Source organism: Pseudomonas sp. NY15372, from assembly GCF_048068215.1.
GTDB lineage: Bacteria > Pseudomonadota > Gammaproteobacteria > Pseudomonadales > Pseudomonadaceae > Aquipseudomonas > Aquipseudomonas guariconensis_A.
In genome coordinates, this window is the sequence record NZ_JBLUPY010000001.1 from 268,356 (window position 1) to 285,735 (window position 17,380).

A 17,380-nucleotide genomic window follows, 5' to 3' on the forward strand; every position below is an offset into this window, starting at 1 on the left:
GCACTGACCTTCACAGGGCAGTGCAGTCCCAACTCAGTGCATGGCAGCCGCGCTTCGCGGTGCTTGCTCGACGGGTTCCTCGCCAGCCAGGCGCGCAGCCTCTTCCTCGATCCGGTAGGCCGGAACCTGGCCGTAATCGGCGGCCAGCCACTTGAAGAAGCCGTAGATCTTCACCAGCAGGATCAGCATGAATGGAATGGCGGTCAGCACCACGGCGGTCTTCATGGTCGACAGCGATGCCTTGGCGAACAGCATGGCCAGCGGCACCAGGGTCAGCACGATGCACCAGAACAGACGCAGGGTCGGGCTCGGGTCCTCGCCTTCGCGCAAGTTACGGGTGCTGGTGGCCGCCACGGCATAGGCCGCAGCGTCCATGTGCGAGGCGCAGAACACCGCCATGATGAACAAGTACACCGCCAGGAACAGCGTGCCCCATGGCAGGGCCAGCAGCAGGTCGGTCACCGCCGCTTCGCCACCGACGGTGCTGAGCAGCTTCGGCACGTCGATCTGGCCGTTGATGAACTGGTGCATGCTGTAGCTTTCCAGAGCACCGAAGAAGAACCAGCATCCAAAGCTGCCACCCATCAGCAGGGCGAACACCACTTCCTTGATTTGCCGGCCGCGCGACACTCGGGCGACGAACATGGCCACGCCCGGTGCATAGGACACCCACCACAGCCAGTAGAACACGGTCCAGTTGCGGGTGAAGGCGCCATCGCCAGCAGGGTCGGTGAACAGGCTCATGTGTACGTACTGCTGGATCATCAGGCCAATGGCGTTGGCGGTGTTGTTGACGGTGAACTGGGTCGGGCCGACCAGCAACACCACCACGGCGAACAGCAGGGCGCCGACGCAGACCATCTTCGACAGGCGTTGCAGGCCGCCGTCGATGCCGATGTAGGAACTGAGCGAGAACAACAGCGCCACCGCACCGATCACCATCAATTGCACGGTGAAGGTGTTGGGGGTGCCGGCAAGGTCCGACAGGCCGCGGGTCAGGGTCGAGGCGGTCAGGGCCAGGGAAACGGTCAGCGCGCCCATCATGGTCAGCAGGAAGATCAGGTCCACGGTGCGGCCGACGGGGCCGGTGGCCTTGAAGCCGGTGACCGCTTCGATGATCGAGGCCAGGTTCAGGCCGCTCTTCTTGCGTACGTGGAAGTGGTAGGCCATGGCCAGGGATGCCAGGGCATAGATCGACCAGGCGCTGATGCCCCAGTGGAAGAAGGAGTAGCTGACGCTGTATTCCAGTGCCTGGGCCGACATCGGTGCGATGTTCAGGCCGGGCGTCTGGTAGTAGTAGGCCCATTCCATGACGCCCCAGTACAGGGTCGAGGAACCCATGCCAGCGCAGATGAACATGAACACCCAGGTCGCGGTGGAGTACTCGGGCTTGCCTGCACCCAGGCGGATATTGCCGTACTTGCTGAACGCCAGGTACAGCACGGCCAGGGAGCTACCGAAGACCAACACCTGAACGCTGGTGCCGAAGGTGCGGGTGGACAGTTCGAACAGCTGGTTGGCCATGCTTTCTGCCTCGGCAGGGAACAGCGCAAGGCCGATGACAGTGAGCAAGACGGCGATCAGGCTCACGGTGATCAGGAATACATCAATCTTTTTATTCTTGTGGGACATCAATTGTCTCCTGGAGCGTTTGGAATGCTAAGCGCTTGGGAAATCCTTGTCAGGTATAGCTTTTTTCCTCGACTGTTAACCGAAAGTTTACGCATATCTTTTGGTTAACGAAGTGTGCATTGAATTGTTACGTACTGCAAGTCGACTGTCAGACAATCCTGACAGTCGGCTCAGGTTTATCGATTAAGCGCCCAGCAGCTCGGCGATGGCCTTGCCCACTTCCTGGGTGGAACGGCTGCCACCCATGTCGCGGGTGGTGTCGCCGTTGGCGATGACCGTCTCGATGGCCTTGAGGATGTCGTCGTGGGCGGCCTGGTAGCGGGCGTCGTCGCCGTCCTTGCCGAGGAACTCGAGCATCAGTGCGCCGGACCAGATCATGGCGATCGGGTTGGCGATGTTCTTGCCATAGATATCCGGTGCCGAACCATGGACCGGTTCGAACAGCGACGGGAACGTGCGCTCAGGGTTGAGGTTGGCCGACGGCGCGATGCCGATGGTGCCGGCGCAGGCAGGGCCCAGGTCGGAGAGGATGTCGCCGAACAGGTTGGAGGCGACTACCACATCGAAGCGCTCCGGTTGCAGCACGAAGCGGGCGCAGAGGATGTCGATGTGCTGCTTGTCCCAGCTGATCTCTGGGTAGTGTGCGGCCATCGCGGCGGTGCGCTCGTCCCAGTAGGGCATGCTCACGGCCATGCCGTTGGACTTGGTCGCCGAGGTCACGTGCTTGCGCTCGCGGGTCTGGGCCACGTCGAAGGCGTACTTGAGGATGCGGTCGACGCCGCGACGGGTGAATACCGACTCCTGCAGCACGAACTCGTTCTCGGTGTTTTCGAACATGCGACCGCCCAGGGACGAGTACTCGCCCTCGGTGTTTTCGCGGATCACCACGAAGTCGATGTCGCCAGGGGCCTTGCCTGCCAGCGGGCAGGGGACGCCGGGGAACAGGCGCACTGGGCGGATGTTCACGTACTGGTCGAAGTCGCGACGGAACTTGAGCAGCGAGCCCCACAGGGAAATATGGTCAGGTACCTTGTCCGGCCAGCCGACAGCGCCGAAGTACAGGGCGTCGAAGCCTTTGAGTTGCTCGAACCAGTCGTCGGGCATCATCTTGCCGTGGGCCAGGTAGTAGTCGCAGCTGGCCCATTCGAAGTACTCGATTTCAAGGTTCAGGCCATGCTTGCGCGCGGCCGCTTCGACCACGCGGATGCCTTCGGGGAGGACTTCGTTGCCGATGCCGTCTCCGGGGATGGCGGCGATTTTGAAGGTCTTGCTCATGGGGGCGCACTCGCTGTTCTGGGTAACGGATGCAGGCCATGCTATAAGGATGCGTTCCGGAGATAATCCGGCGATCCATCAATTCTTGGTGCACGAATCGTGAATAATCTGCCGAACCTGGACGACCTCGATATCTTCCTGCAAGTGGCGCGCCGCGCCAGCTTCGCCGCAGTGGCGGACGAGCGCGGAATGTCCGCGGCCTTCGTCAGCAAGCGTATCCGCCTGCTCGAGGAAAACCTCGGCGTGCGCCTATTGCACCGCACCACCCGACGGGTGACGGTGAGCGAGGAGGGGGAGCGGGTGTACCAATGGGCGCAGCAGATCTTCGAAGCCCTGCAGCGCATGGACGACGACCTCAATGCCGGCCAGCGCGAACCGGCGGGGCAACTGCGTATCGCCAGCAGTCTGGGCCTGGGGCGGCGCTTCGTGGCGCCGGCGCTGTCGGAGTTGGCGGCGCGCTACCCGAAACTGGACATTCGCCTGGATGTGCACGACCGTCTGGTGGACCTGATCGCCGAAGGGGTGGACCTGGACATCCGAGTCGGCAACGTGATTGCCCCGAACCTGATCGCCAAGCCCCTGGCACGCAACCGTCGGGTGCTGTGCGCGGCCCCCCAGTACCTGGCACGGCGCGGTACGCCGAAAAGCCTGGCGGATCTGGCCAGCCATGATTGCCTGGTGATCAAGGAACGTGACCACCCCTTTGGCGTGTGGCACCTGGAAGGGCCCGATGGCGAAGAGAGCGTGCGGGTGACCGGAGCGCTGTCGAGCAACCATGGCGAGGTGGCCCACCAGTGGTGCCTGGATGGGCGGGGCATTTTGCTGCGTTCATGGTGGGACGTGCACGATAACATCGCCGATGGGCGCCTGGTGCAGGTGTTGGAGGGTTACCAGCAAGTCGCGGATATCTGGGCGGTGTACACCACACCCCTGGCGGGCTCGGCCAAGGTGCGGGTGGCGGTGGAGTTCTTCCGGCAATATTTTGCCGAGCGGTATCGGTTGCCTGGGTGATAGCCGGGACCGCTTTGCGGCCCTTTCTCGGCACAAGGCCGCTCCTACAGGAGCCGTGTGCACCGTTCGCTGGAGGAGCGGCCTGGTGCCACGAAAGGGCCGCAAAGCGGCCCCCAGGCATGGCAAAGGATCAATGCGCCCCGGCGGCCTTGCTCAGGTCGCTCTCGGCCCACTCGGTATAGGTGCAGGCATCGGCCACCGCCCAACGCACCTTCACGCTATCGCCAGGCTGCATCGCCATTCCGGCCGCCGACAGCGCCTTCACGGTCAGTTCCGTGCCACCTGCGGTCACCACATGGCAGGTCTGGCTCTCGCCGAGGAACAGCACCTCGGCCACCTTGGCCGTGACCTCGTTCCAGCCCGCCGGCAACGCCTCGCGCGCTGCCTGATCGGCCGTCAGGGCCAAGGCCTTTTCCGGGCGTACCATGATCAACGCGTCCTGGCCGACCGTCAGCCCGGTGGTCAGCCGGATCGCCAACGATTGCCCCTCGAAGCTGGCCGCGCCGTTGCTGGTGGCCTTGACCCGAAGGAAGTTGGAGTTGCCCAGGAACGAGGCGACGAAGGCATTCGGCGGGTTCTGGTACAGGTCATAGCCGCTGCCCAGGCCGACGATCTTGCCATGGCTGAAGATCGCGATGCGCTGGGACAGGCGCATGGCTTCTTCCTGGTCGTGGGTCACATAGACGATGGTGATGCCCAGGCGTCGGTGCAGCTGGCGCAGTTCGTCCTGCAGGTCTTCGCGCAGTTTCTTGTCCAGGGCGCCGAGGGGTTCGTCCATCAGCAGGATGCGTGGTTCGTACACCAGCGCCCGGGCAATGGCCACACGCTGTTGCTGGCCACCGGAAAGCTGCGCGGGGCGGCGATGGGCGAACTTCTCGAGCTGCACCAGCTTGAGCATGGCATCGACCCGCTTGGCAGTCTCGGCGGCACTGTGCTTGCGTATCGCCAGGGGGAAGGCGATGTTGTCGCGTACCGACAGGTGCGGGAACAGCGAGTAGCGCTGGAACACCATGCCGATGTCGCGCTTGTGCGGCGGCACCTTGACCAGCGACTGGCCATCGACCAGGATCTCGCCGCTGCTGGGCGTCTCGAAGCCGGCCAGCATAGACAGGGTGGTGGATTTGCCCGAGCCGCTGGAGCCGAGGAAGGTCAGGAACTCGCCGTCCTGGATGTCCAGGCTGATGTTGTCCACGGCGGCGAAGTCACCGTAGTGCTTGTTCAGGTTGCGCAGGCTGACCAGGGTCTTGGCGGGCGCGGCATCTTTCATCACTGCACTCATTGTTGTTGTCTCCGGGCGCTCAGGCGCTGACTTCGTTGCGCCGGCGCAGGGCGGCGGCGATGACCATGACCAGGACCGACAGGCCGATCAGCAACGTCGAAGCGACGGCGATCACTGGGGTCAGGTCCTGGCGCAGGGTGGTCCACATCTTCACGGGCAGGGTCTGCAGGGTGGGGCTGGCCATCATCACGCTGAGCACCACCTCGTCCCAGGAGACCAGGAAGGCGAACAGGCCGCCGGCGATCATCCCCGGGCGGATCGCCGGGAAGGTGACCTTGAAGATCGCCTGCAATCGCGAGGCACCGCAGATCACCGCGGCGTCCTCGATCGATTGGTCGAACAGCTTCAGCGAGTTGATGATCGAGATGATGGTGAACGGCAGGGCGACGATCACATGGCTGACCACGAAGGAAAACAGCGTGCCGGTGTAGCCGAGCTTGAGGAACAGGGCATACACCGCCACGGCGATGATCACCAGCGGCACGATCATCGGCAGGGTGAACAGGCCATAGAGCAACTCGCGTCCCGGAAAGCGCCCGCGCACCAGGGCGAAGGCGGTGGGCAGGCCCAACAGCACTGCGCACACCGTGGTGAGCACGGCGACCTTGAGGCTGGCCAGGGCGGCGTCCATCCACTCGGGGTTGGAGAAGAACTGCTCGTACCATTTGAAGGTCCAGCCCGGCGGCGGGAATACCAACCACTGGGACGAGCCGAACGACAGCAGCACGATGAACAGGATCGGCAGCAGCAGGAACGCCGCGATCACCCCGGTGGTCAGGTACAGGCCGGTGCGCAGTGGTCGGCCCATGGCATTGGGAGTCAGGAGCATGGCGTTTACCTCGCGTTGCCGACCGGGGATTCCGGCTGCAGCTTCAGGTAGAAGTAGAAGAGCACCAGGGTGATCAGTACCAGCAGCGCGGCGGCGGCACTGGCCAGGCCCCAATTGAGGAACGACTGCACCTGCTGGACGATGAATTCGGGCAGCATCATGTTCTGCGCGCCGCCGAGCAGGGCGGGGGTCACGTAGTAGCCGAGCGACATGACGAATACCATCAGTGCGCCGGAGAACAGCCCCGAGCGGCACAGCGGGATGAACACTTTCCAGAAATTGGTCCAGGGGCTGGCGCCGCAGATGGAGCCGGCCTGCAGCACCATCGGGTCGATGGCCTGCATGGTCGCCTGCAGGGGCAGGACGATGAACGGGATCATGATGTAGCTCATGCCGATCACCACGCCGGTAAGGTTGTGCACCATCTCCAACGGCGCATCGATGATGCCGAGCGCCATCAACACCTTGTTGATCACCCCCGACGCCTGCAGCAGCACCAGCCAGGAATAGGTGCGCGCCAGCAGGCTGGTCCACATCGACAACAGTACGATGTTCAGCAGCCAGCGGCCCCAGCCCCTCGGTACCAGGGTGATCGCCCAGGCCAGCGGAAAGCCCAGCAGCACGCTGATCACGGTCACCAGTCCCGCCACCGAGAAGGTGTTGAACAGCACCCGCGTGTAGGCCGAATTGGCGAACAACTGCTCATAGTTGCCCAGCCCCGGCACCGGCTCCAGTACGCCGCGCAGCAGCAGACCGATCAGTGGTGCGAAGAAGAACAAGCCGAGGAACAGCAGGGCCGGCAGCAGATTGCGGCTGCCGCGCCAGCGTTGGCTCAAGGGCGGGCGGCTTATGGCCGCCCCCGGAGCGCCGGTGCCGCTGGGGGCACCTTGCGCGTTTTGCAGGGCGTTGATGGCGACTTTCATTTGACCAGCCACTCATTCCAGCGGGCCGCGATGGCTTGACCATTCTTTGCCCAGTAGGCGAAGTCCAGGGTGACTTGGTCCTGGGCGTAGGCAGTTGGCAGGTTCGGGGCGAGCTCGGGCTTGAGCTGGGCGATACTGTCGAGGTTGACTGGGGCATAGGCGGTGAGGTTGGCGAAGTCGGCCTGGCCCTTGGCGCTGCTGGCATTGGCCAGGAATTTCATGGCCGCGTCCTTGTTCTTGGCGCCCTTGGGGATGACCAGGAAATCGGCCATGACCAGGTTCTGCTTCCAGCTCACACCCACCGGTGCGCCATCCTGCTGCAGGGCGTAGACGCGGCCATTCCAGAACTGGCCGAGGGAGGCTTCGCCGGAGGCCAGCAACTGTTGGGACTGGGCGCCACCGCCCCACCAGACGATGTCCTTCTTGATGGTGTCGAGCTTCTTGAAGGCGCGGTCCAGGTCCAGCGGGTAGAGTTTGTCGGCCGGGACGCCGTCGGCCAGCAGGGCCAATTCGAGCACGCCAGGGCTCGGCCACTTGTACAGAGCGCGCTTGCCCGGGTAGGTCTTGGTGTCGAACAGCGCGGTCCAGTCGACCGGCTTGTTGGCACCGAGCTTGCCTTCGTTGTAGCCGAGCACGAAGGAGAAGAAGAACGAGCCCACGCCATGGTCGGAGACGAAGCGCGGGTCGATGCGATCGCGCTGGATGGCGGTGAAGTCCAGGGGCTCGAGCAGGCCCTCGCTGGCCGCGCGCAGCGCGAAATCAGCCTCGACGTCGACCACATCCCACTGCACGTTGCCGCTTTCGACCATGGCCTTGAGCTTGCCGTAGTCGGTAGGGCCGTCCTGCACGACCTTGATCTTGGTGCTCTCGCTGAAGGGTTCGGCCCATGCCTGTTTCTGGGCGTCTTGAGTGGTGCCGCCCCAGCTGACGAAGTTCAGGCTCTCGGCGGCCAGGGTGGTTTGGCAGGCCAGGGACAGCAGGCTGGCGGACAGCACTGCGGTGACTCGTTTGCTTAACAGCATGGTTAACGCCCTCAATTGCTTTTGTTATTTGAGCGGGCTTCCTGTCGCCCGCCATGTGTTCGGGGAGCAGCTTTCCAACGATGTCGCGTGGCCGTTCTTTGAAGTGTAGGCGCGGCCGGAAATTCAAGGTCTACGGGATATCATATTATGGTATTCCAAACTTTTGGCAAGAGGTCGAAGGCGACCGGCCATCACTAAAACCAAAAGATCTGGGGCCGCTATGCGGCCCTTTCGCGGCACAAGGCCGCTCCTACAGGGTCAGCGCCATTCGTGCGCCGCCGTCCCTGTAGGAGCGGCCTTGTGCCGCGATGGGGCTGCGTAGCAGCCCCAAATTGTCAATTGAACTCGGCAGGCTCGAACGGGATGCTTTGCACCACCTCCAGCTCATACCCGGCAAGCCCCGCGTACTTCAGTGGCGGCCCCAGGTGGCGCAGCTTGCCCACACCCAGGTCCTGGAGAATCTGCGCGCCGGTACCGACTTCCGAGTACACCTTCGACTGACCACGCTGGAACGGTTTGGCCGGGTGGGTCAGGTGCGGCACACGTTCGAGCAAGGCTTGGGAGGATTCGTGGTTGGCCAGGATCACCACCACCCCCACGCCTTCGGCGGCAACCTTCTGCAAGGCTGCCCACAACGTCCAGTTGGCGGGACCGGCATATTCGGCGCCGACCAGGTCGCGCAACGGGTCGATCACATGCACCCGTACCAGGGTCGGGTGGTCGCGGCGGATATCGCCCATCACCATGGCCATGTGTACGCCGCCTTCGATGCGGTCTTCGTAGGTCACCAGGCGGAAAGTGCCATGTACGGTGGGCAGCTCGCGCTCGCCGATGCGCTTGATGGTCTGCTCGGTGCTCAGGCGGTAGTGGATCAGGTCGGCGATGGTGCCGATCTTGATGCCATGGTGTTCGGCGAACAGCTCAAGGTCCGGGCGTCGGGCCATGGTGCCGTCGTCGTTGAGCACTTCGACGATCACCGAGGCAGGGGCAAAGCCGGCCAGACGGGCCAGGTCGCAACCGGCCTCGGTGTGCCCGGCGCGGGTCAGCACGCCGCCTTCGCGGGCGCGCAGGGGGAAGATATGGCCTGGCTGCACCAGGTCTTCGGGGCGGGCGTCGGGGGCCATGGCTGCCGCCACGGTGCGGGCCCGGTCGGCGGCGGAAATACCGGTGGTGACGCCCGTGGCAGCCTCGATGGACACGGTGAAGGCGGTGCTGAACACGCTGCCGTTGGCCGGCACCATCTGTTCCAGACCCAGGCGCTGGCAATGTTCGTCGGTCAAGGTCAGGCAGATCAGCCCGCGCGCCTGGCGGGCCATGAAGTTGATGGCCTGTGCGTCACAGCGCTCGGCGGCGATCAGCAGGTCGCCCTCGTTTTCACGGTCTTCGTCGTCCACCAGCAAGACCATCTTGCCTTGCCGGTAGTCTTCGAGGAGTTCTTCGATGCTGTTGAAAGCCATGCTGCACACTCGCTGTGGTGGGGTGATTTTTATGGTATACCATCATACACAAATAACCTTTTACAGGAGAGCGATGGATGAAGGCCTACTGGATCGCCCATGTGGATGTCACCGACCCCGAGCAATACCAGCAGTACACCCAACGCGCCCCGGCAGCCTTCGCCGCGTTTGGCGGCCGTCTGCTGGCCCGTGGCGGGCGCAGCGAGGCGATGGAGGGAAGGCCTACCCCACAGCGTAGCGTGGTGATCGAATTCGATTCATATGAACAGGCGCTGGCGTGCTACCGCTCGGAGGCCTATCAGGAGGCGTGCCGTTATCGGCAGGGGGTGGCGAAGGCCGAAGTGATCATCGTCGAGGGCGTTGCGCCCTGAGCGTCAACAGCGCAACAGGGCGCAATGTCGTAACCGGTGTGTTCGGGACTCAGTGCGCGTTGAGGTCCAATGCCAGATCCTTGGCCGCCTTTGCCGCCAGTATGCCCATGAGCTTGCTCATTTCATCCTGGCGCCCGATGCCACCTTCTGCACCACCCATCATGACGTTCGGGACAGGGGCTCGTGCTGCTGCATCGGCCCAGGCACGGTTGATTTGCACCAATGTCTCGAGCTTGATTTGCAAGGCACCGTCGGCCTTGAGCGAGGCCTCACGGGCGTAGGCTTCGGCGTCGGCGGTGATTTTGGTCGCTTCGGCATTGACCCTGGCCTTGTCCCGCAGTAATTCGGCGGTCTGCTTGTCTATCTCGGCGCGTCGGTTCTCTCGTTCGGCGTTGATCAACGTGAGTTGCTTTTCGGTTTCGGCTTCGGTGGTGCGCTCGATCTGCTGACGCAGGCTTTCTTGGCGCTTGGCCTCGACGTCCTTGGCGCCTCGAGCAGAAACCAGTTCCTTTTCTTCCTCCTCCTTCAACCGGTTCTGCCGGGCGACAGCCAGCTCCGCCAATGCCTGCTGCACACGAACCATCCGCTGCTGGTACTGCGGGTTGGGGTCTATATGGGTGACCCGTGCATCGACCACTTCGACACCGAACAGGCGGAATTGCTGCTGCTTGCGCAGTTCCTGTCCATTCTTGTCGAGCTTCTTTTCGATGACGAAACGGGTCGAGGCGTTGTCCCCGAAGCTGCCCTGGTCCGTACCGGCTTGGAGAATGGCGGTTTGCGCCGGAAGATTGTCACGCTTGACGCGGATTTCCTTGCGGCTGGTGAGGTACAGGCCGTTACGTAACTGGTTCTCGAATTCAGCGCCGAAGTGGCTGCGGTTGCCGGCATAGTAGTCGTCTGCACTCATCAGCGACGCCGTGGCCTGGAGGGTTTCCTTGATCGCTGGCAGCAATGCACGCTGGAGGAAGTTGTCTGGCGTACGGTATTCCTGTGCGATTTTCAGAAAGGCGTCCCCTGAGGGCAGGCGAAACTGGGTGCTGAATTCAGCCTTGGCATCGACATTGCCCAGGAACACGATGGGCAGGTTCTGCAGAACCACGGCAGCTTGTCCACGAGGCGCCTCATCCTGTTGATCCACCTGCAGGGCTGACTGAACGCCGATGGTGCGCCGCCAGATGGTGCTGCGACCAAACCATTTGGTCGCATAGCCGACATCCTCGACCACTTTCTCCTCACCGAAGATGGTGCGCACATGGGTCATCTGACCTGCCTCGTTGTAGAAGAATATCTTGTCGAAGAGCGTCGCGAGGACACCAAGGGCAACCACCGGGATGGCAATGACGGCGATGAGCTTGCGGTGCTTGTGTAAAAAGACGGGTTCAGCCTGTGGGCTTTTATGCATGGGATGCTCCTTATCCAGAGACCGGGCATGCTGACGATGGACGCGGCTGGGGTCTGCCGGGATGATCAGCCCTCCTTGTAGGAGGCGTCGCACAATGTTGTGGGCAAGGCCTGTGCAGCACACGAAGACGAGCTTTCAGGCGGGCGGGGCGACCGCGTTATGGCCAATGCCGACAGCAGGTTGGGAAAGGGCCGGTGCAAAGGCGCTTGATCCGGTGTATCCTTCATTTGACGTTTTTGAATCACCAAATGAGGTGAGCATGATCGAGACGACCAAGCAAGCACCAGCCCGTCGTGCGCGTTATGCCACGATCGAAGGTGGGCGCAAGGCAGCGCTCGAGGTCCGCGAGGCGGGCAGTACGTTCTGGGGCTATTCCAAGGCCCACGGCCAGTTGACCGAGGCCCAGCGCCTGTTACAGATCCGCGACGGGCTGCCGGCCAGGCTCTATCAGGAAGTCAAGCGCCTGTTCAGCCTGCCGGAAAAACAGCTGGCGGCATTGTTCAATGCATCGATTTCGACCCTCGAGCGCCGTGTACGCGACAACCAGCCGCTCGATGCCGTGGCGTCCGAACGGCTGGACCGCATCGCCGAAATCACCCATCAAGCGGTGGCGGTTTTCGAAGGCGAGGAGCCGGCCGTGGCCTGGATGTCCCGGCCCAATGATGCGCTCGGCGGCATGGCCCCGGTGATGCTGTGCGAGACCGAGATTGGCGCCAAGCAGGTACGCCGGGCGCTCGTGGCCCTGGAATGGGGTGGCGTCGTCTGATGCTGGCCTGGCGCGTCGCCAAGGCTTCCCGGGCGGATGACCTCAGTGGCAGGGGCGCGGCCATCGTTGGCGGGCGCTGGAACCAGATCGACGTGCCGGCGTTGTACATGGGCTTGTCGCCGGCGATCTGCACGCTGGAGACCTTCGTCCATGCCGCCGGGCGCCCACGTTTTCCACTCACTATCACCTGTTTCGAGCTGCCCGATGATCCGGCGTTGTACCTGGAGCCTGCAGCCGACGAGCTGCCTGCCGGCTGGGATGCGTTGCCGGCCGACAACCCCAGCATGTTGTTCGGCACTCGCTGGCTCGAAGCGCGTAGCCACCTGGGGCTCATCGTACCTTCGGTAGTCCTGCAACTGGAGCGCAACCTGGTGGTCAACCCGCTGCACCCGGCGGTACGCGAGGTCCGCGTGCGCGACGTGTTCGATTTCGCCTATGACGAGCGGATGTTCAAGGTGCGCACGGATTGATCGGCCTCACATATATGAGCCCTGCGGGGGCTTGGTGGGAGCCGGCTTGCCGGCGATTGGGCTACCGCGCAGCCCTACAAATACCAACCCATCAACGAATGAAGTGCACCTTGCCCGTATCGTCGTTGCCCATGTAGATACCGTACACCCCGGCCTGGCGCTCCAGGATGTAGCGCTCGAGGATCTGGCGAATAGCAGGGTAGTAGATCTCGTCCCAGGGAATCTCGTCGGGTGCGAAGAAGCGGTAGGCGAGGGTCTCGGGGCCGTACTGGCCGGTCTCTTGCGTGGCGATGGCGCGGAAGATGATGTACACCTCGCTGATCTTGGGCACGCTGAAGATCGAATAGGGCGAGACGATCTCACCGCGCACGCCGCTTTCCTCCCAGACCTCGCGCAAGGCGGCCTGTTCGGTGGTCTCGCCGGCCTCCATGAAGCCGGCCGGCAAGGTCCAGGTGCCGGGGCGAGGAGGGATGGCGCGCTGGCACAGCAGGTACTTGCCATCGCGCTCGATGATGCAGCCGGCGATGATCTTGGGGTTGATGTAGTGGACATAGCCACACCCGGCGCAATGCAGGCGCTCATGGGTGTCGCCGCTGGGAATGCCCCGGGCGAGCTCCGTGGTGCAGTGCGGGCAATAGCGCGGGGCGGGAGGCATGGTCAGCGGCCTATGCGAGGGTCTTTGAGGGGCAGGGGTTCGACGATGTCGCGGATCTTGGCGTTGTCCTCCTGCTTCTGACGCAGGTAGTCCAGGGCCACCTTGGCGGCGGCGCGTACGTGGTCGACCGAGGCCTGGTGCGCACGTTGCGGGTCGCCGCTCTTGATTGCCTCGACGATTTTTTCCATTTCCTGGTTGCTCGCGCCGCGACGGTTTTCCTGGGACACCGAGGTGGCGCGCAGGTAGCTGATGCGGGCCTGCAACTGGCGCAGCTGCTGGGCGGCGACCTGGTTGCCGGAGCCTTCCAGGAGTACGTCGTAGAAGCCCTGCACCGACTCCAGCACCTGTTGCAGCTCGCCTTCTTCCAGGGCTTCGCGGTTGACTTCCAAGGCACGCTCCAGCGCGCGGATGTCCTTGGCCTTGGCATTGAGAGTGAACAACTGGACGATCAGCCCTTCGAGCACGCAGCGCAGCTCATAGATATCGCGGGCGTCTTCAAGGGTGATGATCGCCACACGCGGGCCCTTGGCGTCGGCGAACTCCACCAGGCCTTCGGATTCGAGGTGGCGTAGCGCTTCGCGAACCGAGGTGCGGCTGACCCCGAGGCGGTCGCAGAGGTCGCGTTCGACCAGGCGATCGCCGGGCAGCAGATGGAAGTTCATGATCGCCCCACGCAGTTTGTCGAGCACGATTTCGCGCAGGGTAACGGGGTTGCGGTTGACCTTGAAGCTGTCGTCGAGGGGCTGGCGTTTCATCGAATGCGCTCTGAATGAGGCTGCCCGGACGCGGCCTGGGGAGCACCACGAACCTGGGGCGCTCTCCTTGCGTGGTTCGAACAGCCCGCTGTTAACGGGTTGACTCCGCATCGGCTTCGGCGAACGCCTCGCGGGCCAGGCGGAAGCTGTCCACCGCCGCGGGTACGCCGCAATAAATGCCGACCTGGAGCAGGATCTCGCGTATCTGTTCACGGCTCAGGCCATTTCGCAAGGCGCCGCGAATGTGCAGCTTGAGCTCGTGGGGCCGGTTGAGCGCGGAAATCATGGCCAAGTTTATCATGCTGCGCTCTTTGAGCGACAAGCCATCGCGGCCCCAGACGTGGCCCCAGCAATATTCGGTGACCAGCTCCTGCAACGGCTTCGTGAAGTCGTCGGCGTTCTGGATGGAACGATTGACGTAGTCCTCACCCAGCACCTGGGTGCGGATCTGCAGGCCTTTGTCGTATTTCTCGTTGCTCATGTGCCGTGCTCCTGCGTAGAAAAAAAGGGGCCGCAACCGAAGGTGAGGGGGTATGCGCGGCCCCCGGAAAGTGCCGGCGCTGCGTTGCAGTCCATCGCGGGGCAAGCCCGCTCAACAAGGGCTGCGTCGTGTAGACGTGGGCTTGTCCCGCGATGGCGCGCGCAGCGGCCCAATTAACCCAGCGTGGGCAGCGCCCCGAGCTTGCCTTTGTGATACACCATCGGCGTCACCGGCTCGGCCGGCAGGATCAGGTTCTTCACCTGGCCGACGATGATCGCGTGGTCGCCCCCGTCGTATTCGCGCCACAGCTCGCATTCTATGATCGCCGTGGCCTTGGCCAGCAGCGGGTTGCCCAGCTCGCTCAGGTGCCACTCCACCCCTTTGGCCTTGTCCTTGCCCTTGCCGGCGAAGGCATAGGCCTCGGCGGTCTGGTCGGCGGACAACAGGTGGATGGCGAACTGCTTGCTGTCGCGCAGGATCGGGTAGGTGTCGGACGCGTAGTTGGGGCAGAACAGCACCAGCGCCGGGTCGATCGACAGCGCGCTGAAGGCACTGGCGGTGATGCCGACGATGGCGCCGTCGGCGTCCAGGGTGGTGACCACCGTGACGCCAGACGGGAAGGAGCCCATTACGTCTTTGTAGATGCCTGGTTCGATCATCTTCGTGCCCTCGGTCAACGCATCACGAACGGGTCGGGCATGGGCGCGGTGGAGAGGTTGATCCACACCGTCTTCAGCTCGGTATAGGCGAGCACCGAGTCGATGCCGCTTTCGCGGCCGTAGCCGCTGTTCTTGAAACCACCGATCGGTGCCATGGCCGAGACTGCGCGATACGTGTTGACCCAGATGATGCCCGAGCGCACGTCGCGGGCCAGGCGGTGGGCACGGCCCAGGTCGCGGGTCCAGATGCCGGCGGCGAGGCCGAACTGCGAGTCGTTGGCGATGGCCAGGGCTTCTTGCTCGGTCTTGAAGCGGATCACCGCCGCCACCGGGCCGAACACTTCTTCTTGCATGATCTTCATCGAGTTGCTGTCGCACTCGAACAGGGTCGGTTCATAGAACCAGCCATCACCCTCGACCTCGGCGCGCTTGCCGCCCAGGTGCAGCTTGGCGCCCTCGGCTTTGGCGGCGGCGACCAGGCCTTCCACCACGGCCAGCTGTTGAGCGGTGGCCATCGGGCCCATCTCGCTGGCGTCGTCCTGGGGGTTGCCGATGCGGATGCGCTTTGCACGTTCCACCAGGCGCGAGACGAACTCGTCGAAGATCTCGTCCTGCACCAGCAGGCGCGAACCTGCCACGCAGCTTTGCCCGGAGGCAGCATAGATACCGGCGACGGCACCATTGATGGCGCTGTCCAGGTCGGCATCGGCGAAGATGATGTTCGGCGACTTGCCGCCCAGTTCCAGCGACAGCTTGGCGAAGTTCTCGGCGCTGCTGCGCACCACGTGGCGGGCGGTCGCGGCGCCGCCGGTGAAGGCGATCTTGCGCACCAGTGGGTGGCGGGTCAGCGCCGCACCGGTGCTGGGGCCGAAGCCTGTGACTACGTTGACCACACCTGCCGGGAAGCCGGCTTCATGGGCCAGCCGTGCCAACTCCAGGATGGTCGCCGAGGCATGCTCGGACGGCTTGAGTACGATGGTGTTGCCGGCGGCCAGCGCCGGAGCCAGCTTGATCGCGGTCAGGTACAGCGGGCTGTTCCAGGGGATGATCCCGGCCACCACGCCGATGGGTTCGTGCACGGTGTAGGCGAACAGATCCGGCTTGTCCAGGGGCAGGGTGCCGCCTTCGAGCTTGTCGGCCAGGCCCGCGGTGTAATGGAAGAACTCCGGCAGGTAGCCGACCTGACCGCGGGTTTCGCGGATCAGCTTGCCGTTGTCGCGGCTCTCCAGCTGGGCCAGGTGTTCCTTGTTCTCGGCGATCAGGTCGCCCAGGCGGCGCAGCAGCTTGCCGCGCGCAGTGGCGGTCAGGCCACGCCAGGCCGGGTTTTCGAAGGCACGCTGGGCGGCTTGCACGGCCAGCTCGACGTCGGCTTCATCGGCATCGGGCAGTTGCGCCCAGGCCTTGGCGGTCGCCGGGTCGAGGCTGTCGAAAGTTTTGGCGCTCTGCGCATCGCACCATTGGCCGTCGATGCACATCTGGAAACGTACGAGGGTCATGCCACTATCCCCTTGGCGGATTCGGTGAACGTGCGGGCTTGCTTGAGGAAGTCCAGCAGCATCTTATTGACTTCGCGTGGCGCCTCCACCGGCATCATGTGCCGTTGTTCGGCCAGCACTACGCTGCGTGCCCCTGGGATACGCGCCGCCAGCTGGCGGGCCATGTCCGGGGTCGAGCCCAGGTCATGCTCGCCGGTGGCGATCAGTGCTGGTACCTGGATGCTGCCCAGATCCTCGGCGCGGTACATGTCCTGGGTGGCAAACAATTTATAGGTGGTCAGGTAGCCCTGCGGGTCATTGCCGGCGAGGGTCTGACGAATGGCCGCGACCTGGGCCGGGTTGGCCGCCTGGTATTCGCGGCTGAACCAGCGTGCCAGGGCCGCCTCGGCATTGGCATCGGGGCCGTGTTCAGCGGCCTGGGCGGCACGGGCGATGACGCCGGCGCTCTGCTCGGGGCTGCGGTTGAACACGCTGTTGAGCACCACCAGCGCCGCCAGGCGCTGCGGGTAGTGCAGGGCGAAGGCGCGGGCGACCAGGCCGCCCATGGAGAAACCGATGACCGTGGCCTGCGCAACCTGCAGGTGGTCGAGCAGTTCGGCCAGCTGGGCAGCGTAGCCGGCAAGGTCGGTATCGGCGGCAGGGCGCGGGCTCTGGCCGTGGCCGAGCATGTCGTAGGCGATGACGCGGTAGTCGTTGGACAGGCCGACGAATTGCCCGCCCCACATTTCCTTGTTAAGGCCCACGCCGTGGATCAGCACCACAGGCTGGCCCTGGCCGAGGCTCAGGTAGCTGGTCCCGGCGGGTGTACGTTCAGCAACAGGCTGAATCATGGAGGGCGCTCCTCGATGGTCGGGCGTGGCAGCAGTGCTTGCGCGCAACGCCCCGGCCCGTCTGGTT

General features: G+C 63.8%; 18 protein-coding genes. 4 read left to right on the plus strand and 14 right to left on the minus strand.

Annotation, left to right across the window (positions count from 1 at the left end; genetic code table 11):
- Positions 1 to 33: 33 nt before the first annotated feature.
- Both ACNFG0_RS01190 and ACNFG0_RS01195 read right to left on the minus strand, forming a co-directional pair.
- Complete coding sequence (locus ACNFG0_RS01190; protein WP_416763823.1) at positions 34 to 1,632, minus strand: BCCT family transporter; 1,599 nt, start codon at positions 1,630 to 1,632, stop codon at positions 34 to 36.
- 183 nt (positions 1,633 to 1,815) lie between these two features.
- Positions 1,816 to 2,907, minus strand: coding sequence for a tartrate dehydrogenase (locus tag ACNFG0_RS01195; RefSeq protein WP_196154369.1), 1,092 nt, complete (start codon positions 2,905 to 2,907; stop codon positions 1,816 to 1,818).
- A 99-nt stretch (positions 2,908 to 3,006) separates the two neighbouring features.
- On the opposite strand from ACNFG0_RS01195, the gene ACNFG0_RS01200 reads away from it, so the two are divergent.
- Positions 3,007 to 3,918, plus strand: a complete 912-nt coding sequence (locus ACNFG0_RS01200) for a LysR family transcriptional regulator (protein WP_196143093.1) — start codon at positions 3,007 to 3,009, stop codon at positions 3,916 to 3,918.
- 130 nt (positions 3,919 to 4,048) lie between these two features.
- Here ACNFG0_RS01200 and ACNFG0_RS01205 read toward each other — a convergent pair whose 3' ends face one another.
- The 5 genes from ACNFG0_RS01205 to ribBA all read right to left on the minus strand — a co-directional run bounded on the left by ACNFG0_RS01205 (position 4,049) and on the right by ribBA (position 9,428).
- The gene (locus ACNFG0_RS01205) at positions 4,049 to 5,197 is read right to left on the minus strand and encodes an ABC transporter ATP-binding protein (RefSeq protein WP_196154368.1); all 1,149 of its coding nucleotides are present in this window, start codon (positions 5,195 to 5,197) and stop codon (positions 4,049 to 4,051) included.
- Between the two features lie 19 nt (positions 5,198 to 5,216).
- Complete coding sequence (locus ACNFG0_RS01210; RefSeq protein ID WP_196154367.1) at positions 5,217 to 6,026, minus strand: ABC transporter permease; 810 nt, start codon at positions 6,024 to 6,026, stop codon at positions 5,217 to 5,219.
- Positions 6,027 to 6,031: 5 nt separating this feature from the next.
- Complete coding sequence (locus ACNFG0_RS01215) at positions 6,032 to 6,949, minus strand: ABC transporter permease (protein WP_196143090.1); 918 nt, start codon at positions 6,947 to 6,949, stop codon at positions 6,032 to 6,034.
- Entirely contained in the window at positions 6,946 to 7,971 is a 1,026-nt protein-coding gene (locus ACNFG0_RS01220; RefSeq protein WP_416763825.1) for a polyamine ABC transporter substrate-binding protein, read from the minus strand. The genes ACNFG0_RS01215 and ACNFG0_RS01220 overlap by 4 nt, the downstream gene beginning before the upstream one ends.
- A gap of 335 nt (positions 7,972 to 8,306) precedes the next feature.
- Positions 8,307 to 9,428, minus strand: a complete 1,122-nt coding sequence (ribBA, locus tag ACNFG0_RS01225; protein WP_416763826.1) for a bifunctional 3,4-dihydroxy-2-butanone-4-phosphate synthase/GTP cyclohydrolase II — start codon at positions 9,426 to 9,428, stop codon at positions 8,307 to 8,309.
- Positions 9,429 to 9,505: 77 nt separating this feature from the next.
- On the opposite strand from ribBA, the gene ACNFG0_RS01230 reads away from it, so the two are divergent.
- Positions 9,506 to 9,799 (plus strand): DUF1330 domain-containing protein, encoded by a 294-nt coding sequence (locus ACNFG0_RS01230; RefSeq protein WP_196154361.1) that lies wholly within the window; start codon positions 9,506 to 9,508, stop codon positions 9,797 to 9,799.
- Between the two features lie 49 nt (positions 9,800 to 9,848).
- On the opposite strand, the gene ACNFG0_RS01235 is transcribed toward ACNFG0_RS01230, so the two are convergent.
- A complete protein-coding gene (locus ACNFG0_RS01235) occupies positions 9,849 to 11,201 on the minus strand; it encodes an SPFH domain-containing protein (RefSeq protein ID WP_196143357.1) in 1,353 nt (450 codons plus the stop codon).
- 259 nt (positions 11,202 to 11,460) lie between these two features.
- On the opposite strand from ACNFG0_RS01235, the gene ACNFG0_RS01240 reads away from it, so the two are divergent.
- Together ACNFG0_RS01240 and ACNFG0_RS01245 are read left to right on the plus strand one after the other, a co-directional pair.
- Entirely contained in the window at positions 11,461 to 11,967 is a 507-nt protein-coding gene (locus ACNFG0_RS01240; protein WP_196154360.1) for an antitoxin Xre/MbcA/ParS toxin-binding domain-containing protein, read from the plus strand.
- The gene (locus tag ACNFG0_RS01245; protein ID WP_328303998.1) at positions 11,949 to 12,437 is read left to right on the plus strand and encodes an RES family NAD+ phosphorylase; all 489 of its coding nucleotides are present in this window, start codon (positions 11,949 to 11,951) and stop codon (positions 12,435 to 12,437) included. Before ACNFG0_RS01240 ends, ACNFG0_RS01245 begins: the two co-directional genes overlap by 19 nt.
- Positions 12,438 to 12,528: 91 nt before the next feature.
- Here the strand turns inward: ACNFG0_RS01245 and ACNFG0_RS01250 are convergent, their stop codons facing one another.
- The 6 genes from ACNFG0_RS01250 to ACNFG0_RS01275 form a co-directional block, all read right to left on the minus strand.
- On the minus strand, positions 12,529 to 13,092 hold the full coding sequence (locus ACNFG0_RS01250) for an NUDIX hydrolase (RefSeq protein WP_196143084.1): 564 nt from the start codon (positions 13,090 to 13,092) through the stop codon (positions 12,529 to 12,531).
- 2 nt (positions 13,093 to 13,094) lie between these two features.
- Positions 13,095 to 13,847 carry a GntR family transcriptional regulator gene (locus ACNFG0_RS01255; RefSeq protein ID WP_196143083.1) on the minus strand — a complete coding sequence of 251 codons (753 nt, stop codon included), beginning with the start codon at positions 13,845 to 13,847 and terminating at the stop codon, positions 13,095 to 13,097.
- Between the two features lie 91 nt (positions 13,848 to 13,938).
- Positions 13,939 to 14,328, minus strand: a complete 390-nt coding sequence (locus tag ACNFG0_RS01260) for a carboxymuconolactone decarboxylase family protein (RefSeq protein ID WP_196154359.1) — start codon at positions 14,326 to 14,328, stop codon at positions 13,939 to 13,941.
- Positions 14,329 to 14,501: 173 nt separating this feature from the next.
- Positions 14,502 to 14,987 (minus strand): flavin reductase family protein, encoded by a 486-nt coding sequence (locus ACNFG0_RS01265; protein WP_196143082.1) that lies wholly within the window; start codon positions 14,985 to 14,987, stop codon positions 14,502 to 14,504.
- A gap of 14 nt (positions 14,988 to 15,001) precedes the next feature.
- Entirely contained in the window at positions 15,002 to 16,483 is a 1,482-nt protein-coding gene (locus tag ACNFG0_RS01270) for an aldehyde dehydrogenase (RefSeq protein WP_196143081.1), read from the minus strand.
- Positions 16,480 to 17,313, minus strand: a complete 834-nt coding sequence (locus ACNFG0_RS01275) for an alpha/beta fold hydrolase (protein ID WP_196143080.1) — start codon at positions 17,311 to 17,313, stop codon at positions 16,480 to 16,482. Before ACNFG0_RS01275 ends, ACNFG0_RS01270 begins: the two co-directional genes overlap by 4 nt.
- Positions 17,314 to 17,380 lie beyond the last annotated feature (67 nt).